We start from the raw sequence: 12,646 nt of genomic DNA on the forward strand, positions 1-12,646 counted from the left end.
AACCTTGCACACAGGACGTTGTAATTACAGCGCGGCGAGCGCTTGTTCGAGATCAGCGATCAGTGCCGCCTCGCTTTCGATGCCCACCGACAGTCGGATCAGGCTGTCGTCGATGCCGAGCGCGGCGCGGCGTTCCGGCGCGAGGCCGGCGTGGGTCATCTTGGCCGGAACGCACACCAGGCTTTCCACCCCGCCCAAGCTTTCGGCCAAGGTAAAGAGCTTGCTCCTCGCCAGCACCCGCTGAACCGCCGCCGCGTCGCCCTTCAGGCGGAACGACACGATGCCACCGTAACCGTTCTGCATCTGGCGGCGTGCCAGTTCGTGCTGCGGATGGCTCGGCAGGCCCGGGTAGAACACCCGCTCGACGCCCGGCTGCGTTTCGAGCCAGTGCGCGATCGCCAGCGCGTTGCGGCTGTGCTGCTCGACGCGCAAGGCCAGCGTGCGGATACCACGCAGCACCAGGAAGCTCGGGAAGGCATCGAGGATGGCGCCGGTAGCGTTGTGCAAAAAGGCGAGCTGCTCGGCAAGGTCGGGCCTGTCGTTCGACACTACCGCGACGCCGGCGATCACGTCCGAGTGGCCGTTCAGGTATTTGGTCGCCGAGTGCAGCGAGATGTCGAAGCCGTAGGCGAGCGGCTGCTGCAGCACCGGCGAGGCGAAGGTGTTGTCGGCGACAGCGATCAGGCCATGGCGCTTGGCGATGGCGGCGAGCGCGGCCAGGTCCGCCAGCTTGTTCAGCGGATTGGACGGGGTCTCCACCCACAAGAGCCGGGTGTTCGGGCGGATCGCCGCCTCCAGCGCAGCGAGGTCGGCCGAATCGACGTAGCTGACGTCGAGGTTGGCCGAAGGCTTGCGCACCCGGTCGAACAGCCGCACCGTGCCGCCGTACAGGTCGTCGATGGCGACGATGTGGCTGCCGGCCGGCAGCAGGTCGAGCACGGTGGCGATGGCGGCCAGGCCCGAGGCGAACGCGTAGCCCTGGCGGCCGCCTTCCAGCTCGGCGACGGCGCGCTCCAGCGCCTCGCGGGTGGGGTTCTGCGAACGCGAGTATTCGTAGCCGCTGTGCTCGCCCGGCGCGTTCTGCCGGTAGGTCGAGGTGGCGTAGATCGGCGGGATCACCGCGCCGAACGGGTCCTGGTGCTGGCCGGCGGTGACCGAGAGGGTGTGGAAGTCGCTCATGGGGATTCCTTGGTGTTGTCGGGGCCGCGTCAAGTGCTAGCCCCACATCTTGCTGCGCATCTCCGATGCGTCATTGATAGTGGGACGCTGGAAAAACCCGGTGGAACGGCCCGAACAGTGCGGTCCGGGTTGTCGTCCGTGGCTCATTGGCGAGTCAGCCGCTGGCGCCAATAGGTCAGCAAATCCGCCTGCGTGATCAGGCCGACGAAGCGGTCGCCGTCGATCACCAGCGCGGTCAGGTCCTCGTTGAACAGCTGCAGCAGGTCCTGCACCGAGGCGTCGGGCGACAGCACCCGCACCTGCTTCGTCATCGCCTTCGACACCGGTTCGAGGAAGTTTTCCGGCTCGCCGTGCACGAACACGAGCAGGTCCCATTCGTCGATGATGCCGACCACGTGCCCATCGTCGAGCACCGGCAGCTGCGACACGTCGTTCAGGCGCATGCGCTGGTAGACCTGGGTCAGCGGCTCGCCCGGCGCACACACGATCGCCTCGCCGCGCGCATGCTTGCGCGGGATCAGGTCGGTGATGTTGCCGACCTTCGGCAGGGTTAACAGGCCCTGGTCGAACAGCCAGGAGTCGTTGTAGAACTTCGACAGATACTTGTTGCCGCTGTCGCAGATGAAGGTGACGACGCGCTTGCGCTTGGTCTGCGCGCGGCAGTAGCGCAGCGCGGCGGCGAGCAGGGTGCCCGATGAGGAGCCGGCCAGGATGCCCTCGTGGTGCAGCAGGTCGCGGGCGGCCTCAAAGCTTTCCATGTCGCTGATGCTGTACGCGGTCTTGACGCGGGAGAGGTCCGCCTGCGGCGGCACGAAGTCCTCGCCGATGCCTTCGACCAGCCAGCTGCCGGGCTCGCCGTGACTGCCGGTGTTGACCACGTCGGCGAGGATCGAACCTGCCGGGTCGGCCAGCACGAACTCGGTGTTGGGCGAGTGCTTGGCGAAGAAGCGCGACAGCCCGGTGAGGGTGCCGCTCGTGCCGACGCCGACGACGATGGCGTCGACCTCATGGTCGAGCTGCTCCCACAGTTCGGGAGCAGTGCCGGTCTCGTGCGCGAGCGGGTTGGTCGGGTTGTTGAACTGGTCGATGTAGTACGCGTTTGGCGTTTCGCCCGCGATGCGCGCGGCCAGATCCTGGTAGTACTCGGGGTGGCCCTTGCCGACGTCGGAACGGGTCAACACCACGTGGGCGCCGAGTGCCTGCAGGTGCAGGATCTTCTCGCGGCTCATCTTGTCGGGCACCACCAGTGTCAGCTTGTAGCCCTTGCGCACGGCCACCAGCGCGAGGGCGAGCCCCGTGTTGCCGGCGGTTGCCTCGATGATGGTGTCGCCCGGTTTCAGCTTGCCGTCGCGTTCGGCCGCCTCGACCATCGCCAGCGCGATGCGGTCCTTGATCGAGCCGCCGGGGTTCTGGCTTTCCAGTTTCAGGTACAGCTCGCACGGCCCGGTGTCGAGCTGCGTGACCCTGACGACCGGGGTGTTGCCGATCAGGGCCAGTACGGAAGAGTAAGACATGGCGTTACCTGCGATAGTCGACCCTTGTGGGGCCGGGGTTACTGATGCCGTCATGGGGCGGGGAGAGTGGCCGGGGCGGCAGAGGGTCGCTCCGCCGCTGTGGGTGTTATCAGCTTAGAACACCGGTACCACGGCCCCCTGATAACGGCTGTCGATGAATTGACGTACGTCGCTCGACGTTAGCGCGGCGACCAGCTTTTTCAGCGTCGGGCTGTTGTGGTTGTCCGGTCGTGCGACCAGGATGTTGGCGTAGGGCGACTGGCTGTCCTCGATGAACAGCGCGTCGTGCCTCGGCTGCAGCTTGGCCTGCAGCGCGTAATTGGTGTTGATCAGTGCCAGGTCGACTTGGTCGAGCACGCGCGACAGCGTCGCGCCCTCCAGCTCGCGGATCTGCAGCTTCTTCGGGTTAACGACGATGTCGCGGGCGGTGGACAGGATGTTGTTCGGGTCGCGCAGCCGAATCAGGCCGTTCTTCTGTAACAGCAGCAACGCACGCGCCGCGTTGGACGGGTCGTTCGGCACCGCCACCACCGCGCCGTCGCGCAGCTCGCTGAGCTTCCCGATCTTGCGCGAGTAGGCGCCGAACGGTTCGACGTGGATTGCCGCCACCGACACGAGCTGCGTACCCTTGGCCTTGTTGAAGCCGTCGAGGAAGGGCTTGTGCTGGAAGTAGTTAGCGTCGAGCTCCTTCTGCGCGACCGCGAAGTTTTCCTGCTGGCCGTTGGTGAACACTTTCACCTTCAGGTCGATGCCTTCCTTGGCGAGCACCGGCTTGATGTGTTCCAGAATCTCGGCGTGCGGCACCGCCTCGGCGCCGACGGTGAGGGTGTCGGCCTGGGCGGCCAAGCTCACGCCCAAGCCCAGGAGCGTCGAGAGAAGCAACTGTCGGGTCTTCATCGGTATTCCCTCTGTGTTGGCGGATCAACGTCGGTCTAAAGGCTCAGGCGCGCGCCTTGAGCAGGTCAGCGTAATGGCGTTCGGCAACGTCCGGGTGGGAGCGCAGCCGACCCTTCAGCGTGTTCCAGCCCACCTCGTAGAACAGCGGGTTGGCCGGGTCGGTGGCCGGCCCCGGCGCTTCGGCGGCCAGGTGGGCGGGCAGCGGCAGCAGCGGCACGGTGGTGTCGAGACGCGGTCCGAGGAAGAAGGCCACGGACAGGCGGTCGCGGCCGGCCGGCGGGCTGGTCACGCGGTGCACGGTAGCGCGCAGATAGCCGTTGGACGCCAGTTCCAGCGATTCGCCGATATTGACCACGAAGCTGCCCGGCAGCGGCGGCACGCCGATCCAGCCGTGGGCAGTTTCCACCTCCAGGCCGGCCTGCTCGTCTTGCAGCAGCAGGGTCAGGAAACCGCTGTCCTTGTGGGCGCCCACGCCCTGTTCGTCGGACGTCGGCTCGTCCAGTCCCGGGTAGCGGATGATCTTCAGGTGCTGGATCGGCGCCTTGGCGAAGGCATCGTCGAAGATGTGTTCGGGTTGTTCCAATGCGGCGGCGAAGGCACGCAGCAGGCGGATGGCGACGCGGGTGACAGCGTCCTGCCAGGCGATCAGCATGGGGCGCAGTAGCGGCAGCGCCAGTGGCCACTGGTTCGGACCTTGCAGGCGGCGCCACGCAGGCGCCTCGGGCGGCGGGTTCAGCGCCGGGCGCTCGGCGCCCAGGTCGAGCTGTTCGCGCCAGTCGGGCTTGCCGCGGGTCAGCTCGCGGCCGGCGGCGGTGTAGCCGCGAAAGTGCGGCGAGTAGACCATGTCGATGGCGCGCTTGTCGGCCTTGGGCAGCGCAAAGAAATGGCGCGACTCGTCGATGACCTGGCGCACCTGGTGGCCGGGGATGCCGTGGCCGGTCAGGTAGAAAAAGCCGGTGTCGCGTGCGGCTCGGCGCAATTCATCGAGAAAGGCAGCACGCTCCGCTGGGCCAGCGTCGAAGCAGGAGAGGTCCAGCAGCGGTAACGCCAAGGGGGGCGATGTACTCATGATGACTCTTCCGGAAAAGCGGAGGCCCCGGCTGGGGCCGCTTTGAATGGGCTCACGCTCGGGGGGCGAGCGGCCAAGAAAGCCCAGTGCAACGGCTCCGACCAGCCGCCCGGCCATTGGCAGTACAAACGGTATGACAGGGCCGGGCAGCGTGGTCGGAAGGGTGCGGTCAGTCGCAGCTTAGAATGCCGGGATCACTGCGCCCTTGTACTTGGTCTCGATGAATTTCTTCGCCTCCGGGCTCGTCAGCGCGGCGGCCAGTTTGCGTACCGCATCGCTGTTCTTGTTGTCGGCGCGGGCCACCAGCAGGTTGGCGTACGGCGATTTGGTCTCGACGAACAGTGCGTCACGCTTCGGGTTGAGCTTGGCTTCGAGCGCGTAGTTGGCGTTGATCAGCGCCAGATCCACCTGGTTCAGCACGCGCGGCAGCGTGGCCGCCTCCAGCGCCTTGAACTTCAGCTGCTTCGGGTTGGCGGTAATGTCCTTCTCGGTGCTATTGATGTTGCTCGGGTCCTTCAGCTTGATCAGGCCGTTCTGTTGCAGCAGCAGCAGGGCGCGGGCGGTATTGGTCGGGTCGTTCGGAATGGCCACGGTGGCGCCGTCCTTCAGATCGGCGACCTTCTTGATCTTCACCGAATAGGCGCCGAACGGTTCGATGTGGACCGGATTGCTGGCCACCACCAGATGGGTACCGCGGTTCTTGTTGAACTGATCGAGGTAGGGGATGTGCTGATAGAAGTTGGCATCCAGGTGCTTGTCCTCTACCTGCAGGTTCGGCTGGATGTAGTCGTTGAACACTTTCACCTCCAGGTCGACGCCCTGTTTGGCGAGCTGCGGCTTGATCGCCTCGAGGATTTCGGCGTGCGGCACCGGCGAGGCGGCGACCACCAGCTTCACCGGGGCGGCGAGAGCGGTGGTGCTGAGAACGAGGGCGGCGAGCAGCGTGCTGGCTTTGGCGAGGGTGCGTTTCATGATCGTTATCCTTCTGTGTGGGCTGTGTCGATAGGCAATAGCAGTCCAACGCCGCGCTCAAACGCGGGCGGACGAAAACGAAGTGGTAGTGTGGGTTTAGCGGCTACAACACCGGCGGCCAGCGGCGGCACCGAAGCGGGCCACGCTGGCCGAGTGCGGCCGTCGTGGTGAAGAGTGGTGAGAGGCGTGAGTGCTGTTTGTGTTCATCACGGTGGCTCCCGTTGACCCGGCCGGATAGACCGGGGTGATGGGGTGAGTGTCCGAAAGCGGTATCCGAATGAAGGGCAGTATATTCCGTTCGCAATAAAACCAAAAATGATATGAAATGATTTTTAAATTCCAAAAAGATATTTTAGTGGTGAGCAGGTCAGCGCAGGCACCAGTACAGCTTGCGACCGGTTCTCCCCCTGAACAAACCGTGTCATTGCCCAATCCCCGGCGTGGCATTACGGGCATCATAGTGGTGGGCGCGTGTTCACACAGCCTCCGGCCATGGCTGCCATCGGAGATTCGAGCGGACTCCTTCCGCTATCCCCGGGGCGATCAGAAATAAACGTTCTCTGAAGCAAGCGGGAACAGAGTGCAGTCTCGTAGTGCCTTGGATTAGCGTCGTCCGTGCCACTTCATCAATAGTCCTGCCGACACACCGTGCACCAGAATGGACACTGCCACGGTCACTAATGTGAGTGTGATCAATTCTTGTGCCAATGAGGCTGTTATATCGTGATTAATAGCGAACATCAGGTAAAACACGGAGCCTATCCCGCGGATCCCGAACCAACCTATCATCGAGTGTAACCTCATGGTCAGTGGTTCTCCCAACAGACCAACCGAAACCGCCAGTGTCCGTAGTAAGACAAACAGCAGTGGAATAAACCACCACACGGCAGTCCACAGGATCACGTACGGCAGCATTGCACCGACGAGTAGTACGATCGCCAGTTCGGCCAACTTTTCCAGCTGCTCGTTGAATCCTTGTACCGCGTGTGTCATTACCGCGCTCGCATGATGGGAGTGGGTCGCTAACACACCATAGCCGTGGCCGCTCGCGTCTTGTGCCGCTCCCAGCGATGTTGCCCCTGCACGGGGCTGCTCCTTCACACGCTGCAGCGCCAGACCTGCGGCAAATACCGCCAGGAACCCGGAGGTGAGAGATAGTTGTGCCACGCCATATGTCAATAGCATCAATCCAAGAGATAGAAACTCGTCTAAACCCACTGCTAATTGATGACGAGTACGTAGATAGACGACGACTCTGCCAATTAATGTCCCGAATGCGCCCCCAATGAACAAACCTCCCGCTGTTGCCCACAATACGTCGACCAACCACCAATGCCAAATCCCGAAACCTGATCCACGAGCGCCTAATAGGTGCAGTCCCAGCATGACGAAGGGAAAGGCGGTGCCGTCATTCAATGCTCCTTCGCCGGCCAGACTAAATTGCAGCCGATCCGGTTTTGCCCCGGATTCCGGCTGCAGGCCAGAGGCTAGTACCGGATCTGTTGGGGCGAGGATGCCGCCCAGCAGCACTGCTGCGCCAAGCGACAGCCCCAGCCCCCACACTCCGACAGCTGCAATCAGCCCCACGGTGATCGTCATGGAGAGAAAGGCCAACCGTAATGGAAGCAACCAGCGCCGATCTGACAAAGGCACGGTCCCCATTTTCAGACCGACGGTAAACAGCGAGATGAGCAAGGCCACTAAGGCGACCGATTCCAAGATCTCTGCATAGAGGGCTGGGTCAGGGTTGATCACGCTCAGTCCACCAGGCCCAAGCACGTAACCTATGCCCAGATAAATCATGGCGCTACTGAGCAGCAGGCGAGTCAGAAGTGTTCCGAGCAACACCATGATGATGAGCAGCAGGCCGATGAACAACGACCAGAAGGGTAGAGTCATGGCAGGAGCCTATCTCCACTTAAGCTTCGCGCGGTACGAACGTCGCAGTGGCCGATCCGGGAGAGGGATCGAACCCAAATAACAAGGTTCGAGGGTAGTCGTAAACTGTATGGCATAGCGCAGGTTCATTCGTCCACGGAGTCATTGTGAAAAGATCGGCAGTAACACTGTCCCATGCCCTCTCGAATCCATTGCCACTATCACTAGGATAGGCGGCTAAATATCACTGATGCCATTAAATCGGCATGAGCACGGGGGCCTTCTATAATTAAATAGGTCGGTAACTGAATAGGTAGTAACTGTATCGACACATTTAGATTGCCAGCCTAGAGGGTGTGATATTCTCATCGCACCCAGATTCAGGGCTACAAGGGGGGGTGATATGCATGCCATCCGAACTCACTTTAAATACCGCGCCATTCAAAAAGAACCGCATGAATTCAGGCGAATCGTCAGCCGCTATGCGATTCCTACCTGCAATCCGCGAGTCGCCGCAAAGCGTCGCAGCAATCGTCGACGTCTTGATGAATTAATCGACATGAAATATTACGCACACCAAGATGAATTCTAGTGTCGTGATGAACCGGCTTTCGCCCTCTACTAAAGAGGGCGCTTTCATGCTGCTCGGTGGCTTTGTCGATTATCAACAGTGCCTATTCGGCCAAGATGAGCCCCACATGTCAGCGCAAAAGGGGAGCCCCGTGTGTGCGGCGGCGTACAGACGTCACCTCAAGCTTGCGTAGCATGATGAATAAGGACATGGCGTTGATACGAAACCCGTAAAGAGCGCTATGTTGCTTTGCCAGGGAGATGGCGATGCTACTTGGCCTACTTGTTTTGCCGTGGTGGGGTTATGTATTGGTTACGCTGGGTTTGACCCACGTCACCATCGCCGCCGTAACGATCTTCTTGCACCGGCACCAGGCTCATCAGGCGCTGACGCTCCACCCTACTATCAGCCATTTCTTCCGTTTCTGGCTGTGGCTGACCACCGGCATGGTCACGAAGGAATGGACTGCCATCCATCGCAAGCATCACGCCACCACCGATACCGCCGATGACCCCCACAGCCCGCAGATCTATGGTATTGGGAAAGTGCTGTTTGAAGGCACCGAACTTTACCGGGCAGAAAGCCGCACTGCCGCGACCCTCGAAAAGTATGGCCATGGCACACCGGACGACTGGATCGAGCATCACCTGTACGCGAAGCACACTGGGCTCGGCATCGGCCTATTGTTGGCAATTGAAATCGTACTGTTCGGCCCGCTCGGACTCAGCATATGGGCCGTGCAAATGCTGTGGATTCCGTTCTTCGCGGCGGGCGTTGTCAATGGTCTGGGGCACTACTGGGGCTACCGCACTTTCGCGACAAACGATAGCTCGAAGAACATAGTGCCTTGGGGCGTGTTGATCGGTGGTGAGGAACTGCACAATAACCACCATGCCTATGTCACGTCGGCCAAGCTGTCGATCGCTTGGTGGGAGTTCGATGTCGGCTGGCTCTACATCCGCGTACTGGAGCAATGCCACCTGGCAAAGGTGCGAAAGATCACGCCCCGTCTTCGCTACAACGTCGCTAAGAATCGCTGCGATGAGGGCACCTTGGCTGCCGTCATCACCCATCGCTATGCCGTATTGGCACGGTTCGATCAGGCCCTGCACCATGATGCCGAGGTGGAAATCCGTTGGCTGCATGCCAGTGCCGCCCTTGAGGCAAGGGATACTGGCTCAATCGATTCGATCAAAGTGGGGCTGCGAAGTGAGAAGTGCGCGCTGCCCGACAAGGAACGCCAGGTACTGGAACAAGCCTTGCAGCACAGCCCGATATTGAGCATTATTTATTCGATGCGCCAGGATCTTGCCGCCTTGTGTGGGCGGTCAACGGCGTCGAAGGAACTGCGGCTCACACAGCTGGAACATTGGTGCCGCAGCGCAGAGGAAAGTGGTATTGCTGCGCTTCGGGAGTTCTCCCGGCAATTGCGCGGTGTCGAACAAGGCTATTCCTAGTATTCGACCTGGCGACTGGAGCATGAAAGGGTCAGGGTAGACCCACCCTTCGGGCTTGCCAGCCAAGCACAGAAGCGGACGACTGTTAATGATCACCCTGGCCGCTGCACTGATGTAGTTTATTGGCAGCGCCATGATGACGCTCGCGAGGGCCAGGGTGTTGTTCTTGGGTTTTTGTGGCTTCTCGTCTCGATTGTCGTTGGACTATTGCCGCGAAGTTAACCTTGGGCACGCCCTGTTATGAGACGACCCGCAAATGCGGCTCGCGAGGCAGAGGGGGAATGCTACCGCGTGGCATTAATGGCGGACCTCATGACCGATGATGCCGCCGACGGCAGCGCCGCCGACTGTTCCGAGTGCACTGCCGCCGGTCAGTACGGAGCCACCGATCGCCCCGACACCCGCACCGATGGCGGTGTTCCTACCTTGTGGAGACATTCCCGCACAACCCCCTAAGCTAAGCATTATCAAGGTGATAGCGGTGCAGCTCGTTAAATTTTGATGCGTTTTCATTGCATTACCTCTTTATCGAGCATTGAGCCCCCGGCACTTCGCAGCTGGCAAGCCATGGCAGGCCGGACGGCCAAGCAGCATTCGACCAGGGCACTGTTTGACCAAGCCATGCTGGCTATTGGCTCGACGACACGGGCTGCATAGTGAGAACTCGCAAGGAGGACGTATTTCGGCCAACGTGTGCGGCCGGTGTTGAGTCATAAATACACATTGCGCCAAGCGCACGGTCTTGTCTGTGCGCTTGGCGACATACGCTATGGCTGGGGCGGCGCCATCATTCTCGGCGGCACGGCAACGTAGAGTAGTGCAACGCAGACAAATCATTCTCTGTGGAGCTTCTGCTTTTCGGCGTAACGGGTGTCGTAGGAAGGGGCGCTGCAGACTCCGAGAGGGAGGCCGTTGGCCCCCTTCCGACTAAGTCCTGAACCGACTCCCCCATCGATGCGGCAGCCACTAGCGGCCGCCAAGCCGCGAAACCATCCCTTAGGCTATGGCAGCATCGCCAGCTCTGGCGCGATGGCAAGGGATTTCACCGGTTGATCCGACTCTTGATTCACCGAACGGGTGGTACCTGCCTGCGAGGCCAAGGAGAGCGCGATGGCGCTTCCCGGGTTCATGCTGTCGACCATCGAGCTAGGGATCAGGATGGTTGTGCCGCGCTCCTTGGTCGTCTCGTAAATGATGTTCATCGCACGCAGTTGCAAGGCGCCCGGCTGGCTGACGTAGATCTTGGCCGCCTCGACAAACTTACCCGCAATCTCGGCCTCGGCGGTACCGAGGATGATACGTGCCTGCTTCTCGCGTTCGGCTTGGGCTTGGCGGGACATGGCATCCTGCAGCGCGACCGGGATTGCCACATCGCGGACTTCGACTGAGCTGACCGTTACGCCCCATTCGATCGTTTTCTGACCGATTTCTTCGCACAACTGCAGGTCCGCCGCGTGTCGGTCGGATAGCAGAGCCGCCAACATCGAAGAGCCAATCATCTCGCGCAACGATGTCTGCGCCACGCGGTCGATGGCTTGGCGATAGTTAGTGATCGCTAACGCCGCTTTCTGGGCATCATGCACATGCCAGAAAATGATGGCATCAACGTTTACCGGTACCGTATCCCGTGTCAGTGCCTGTTCGGCATTGAAAGCCGTGGTCTGAATGCGCTCATCGATCACGGCCACCACACTGTCAACGACCGGGATGATCATGAACAGGCCGGGGCCTTTGACCCCTTGTAGCTTCCCTGCACGCAGTACGACAAATTTCTGCCAGGTATTGGCCATCTTCAACGACTGTGCGATGACGGCGCCGACAACCCATAGCGCCCCACCCAGAACCAGGTAGCCCATTGCGCCCAACAAGGCACCGACGGCCAGGAAGATGAACACGATGAAAAAGGTGATGGGGTTCATAAAGGTACTCCGGGGGTTCATTAAGAGACTTCAGCTAGCACAATGCGCGCGGTGAGCACGGCATGTCTGTGCGTTTGCGCACTCAGCGAGACTCCACGGGCCATAGGGCAACGAGAGATTTTGCGCGAGCACGCGAAGACGAGTGCGTATTCCGGGGCAACCTGATCACCTGTTCCAGCTGAACCTGGACAGTCGTTCCAGCGCAAACTGGACACCCGTTCCAGGCCAACCTGGACGGCTTGCAACATTGCCGTAACAAGCTGTAGCGCGCGGGGTAACCCGTGGCACCCTCGAGCTTTTTTCCTGGGTGCCCGATGTCTAACCACAGGTTATCCATGCGCAAAATCGTCGAAATCCTTCGCCTGCATCACGCAGGTCTGTACTCGCGGCGCGCGATCGCCCGAATGATCGGCGCATCCCCCACCACGGTCAGCGACTACCTCGCCCGCGCCAAGCTCGCCGGGCTGAGCTTCCCGCTACCCGCCGGCCTGGACGAAGCCACCGTCAATGGCCTGCTATTTCCCCCGACGGCGCCGTCGAAAGTCCGCCGCACCGAACCCGACTGGCCGACGCTGCACCAGGAACTGCGCCGCAAAGGCGTGACGCTGGAGCTGCTGTGGCAGGAGTACAAGGCCGAAACACCGGACGGACTCCAGTACAGCGCGTTCTGCGACCATTACCGCCGTTGGCGCAAGACGCTGGCAGTGACGCTGCGCCAGCACCACACACCCGGTGAGAAACTGTTCGTCGACTACGCCGGGCAGACGGTCGACGTCATCGACCCGCATACCGGCGAAATTCACGCCGCGCAGATCTTCGTCGCGGTGCTCGGCGCCTCCAACTACACCTACCTCGAAGCGACCTTCACGCAGCAGCTGGAAGACTGGATCGGCAGCCATGTGCGCGCCTTCGACTATCTCGGTGGCGTCACCGCGCTGGTGGTCCCCGACAACCTGAAGAGCGGCGTGCGCCATCCGTCCCGCTACGAGCCGGACCTGAACCCGACCTACCAGGACCTGGCACAACATTACGGCTGCGCGGTGCTGCCGGCGCGGCCGTACAAGCCGCGCGACAAGGCCAAGGTCGAGGTCGGCGTCCAGGTGGTCGAGCGCTGGGTGCTGGCCCGGTTGCGTCACCAGCGCTTCTTCAGCCTGCAAGAACTCAACCTGGTTCTGCGTCAGTGCCTGGAG

Annotated in this window: 11 protein-coding genes; 3 read left to right on the top strand and 8 right to left on the bottom strand. The window is 61.4% G+C overall.

The window, feature by feature from the left end; translation table 11 throughout:
• Positions 1 to 24: 24 nt before the first annotated feature.
• The 6 genes from QU481_RS14670 to QU481_RS14695 form a co-directional block, all read right to left on the bottom strand.
• Entirely contained in the window at positions 25 to 1,179 is a 1,155-nt protein-coding gene (locus QU481_RS14670; RefSeq protein ID WP_289830785.1) for a trans-sulfuration enzyme family protein, read from the bottom strand.
• Positions 1,180 to 1,322: 143 nt separating this feature from the next.
• Entirely contained in the window at positions 1,323 to 2,693 is a 1,371-nt protein-coding gene (locus QU481_RS14675; RefSeq protein ID WP_289830786.1) for a pyridoxal-phosphate dependent enzyme, read from the bottom strand.
• A 114-nt stretch (positions 2,694 to 2,807) separates the two neighbouring features.
• Entirely contained in the window at positions 2,808 to 3,590 is a 783-nt protein-coding gene (locus QU481_RS14680) for a MetQ/NlpA family ABC transporter substrate-binding protein (protein WP_289830787.1), read from the bottom strand.
• Between the two features lie 43 nt (positions 3,591 to 3,633).
• The gene (locus tag QU481_RS14685) at positions 3,634 to 4,659 is read right to left on the bottom strand and encodes an isopenicillin N synthase family dioxygenase (protein ID WP_289830788.1); all 1,026 of its coding nucleotides are present in this window, start codon (positions 4,657 to 4,659) and stop codon (positions 3,634 to 3,636) included.
• A 180-nt stretch (positions 4,660 to 4,839) separates the two neighbouring features.
• Positions 4,840 to 5,631: a MetQ/NlpA family ABC transporter substrate-binding protein gene (locus QU481_RS14690; protein ID WP_289830789.1), complete on the bottom strand. Its 792-nt coding sequence runs from the start codon at positions 5,629 to 5,631 to the stop codon at positions 4,840 to 4,842.
• 603 nt (positions 5,632 to 6,234) lie between these two features.
• Positions 6,235 to 7,530 (bottom strand): cation:proton antiporter, encoded by a 1,296-nt coding sequence (locus QU481_RS14695; protein ID WP_289830791.1) that lies wholly within the window; start codon positions 7,528 to 7,530, stop codon positions 6,235 to 6,237.
• 382 nt (positions 7,531 to 7,912) lie between these two features.
• Between QU481_RS14695 and QU481_RS14700 the strand changes: the two genes are divergently transcribed.
• Together QU481_RS14700 and QU481_RS14705 are read left to right on the top strand one after the other, a co-directional pair.
• Complete coding sequence (locus QU481_RS14700) at positions 7,913 to 8,101, top strand: hypothetical protein (protein WP_289830792.1); 189 nt, start codon at positions 7,913 to 7,915, stop codon at positions 8,099 to 8,101.
• Positions 8,102 to 8,340: 239 nt separating this feature from the next.
• Entirely contained in the window at positions 8,341 to 9,537 is a 1,197-nt protein-coding gene (locus tag QU481_RS14705; RefSeq protein ID WP_289830793.1) for a DesA family fatty acid desaturase, read from the top strand.
• Positions 9,538 to 9,834: 297 nt separating this feature from the next.
• Here the strand turns inward: QU481_RS14705 and QU481_RS14710 are convergent, their stop codons facing one another.
• Together QU481_RS14710 and QU481_RS14715 are read right to left on the bottom strand one after the other, a co-directional pair.
• Positions 9,835 to 10,050 carry a YMGG-like glycine zipper-containing protein gene (locus tag QU481_RS14710; RefSeq protein WP_289830794.1) on the bottom strand — a complete coding sequence of 72 codons (216 nt, stop codon included), beginning with the start codon at positions 10,048 to 10,050 and terminating at the stop codon, positions 9,835 to 9,837.
• 488 nt (positions 10,051 to 10,538) lie between these two features.
• Complete coding sequence (locus QU481_RS14715; RefSeq protein WP_289830795.1) at positions 10,539 to 11,456, bottom strand: slipin family protein; 918 nt, start codon at positions 11,454 to 11,456, stop codon at positions 10,539 to 10,541.
• 314 nt (positions 11,457 to 11,770) lie between these two features.
• Between QU481_RS14715 and istA the strand changes: the two genes are divergently transcribed.
• Positions 11,771 to 12,646, top strand: an 876-nt coding sequence (istA, locus tag QU481_RS14720) for an IS21 family transposase (protein WP_289830490.1), incomplete at its 3' end; no start/stop codon positions are given.

Source organism: Crenobacter oryzisoli (genome assembly GCF_030385785.1).
GTDB lineage: Bacteria > Pseudomonadota > Gammaproteobacteria > Burkholderiales > Chromobacteriaceae > Crenobacter_A > Crenobacter_A oryzisoli.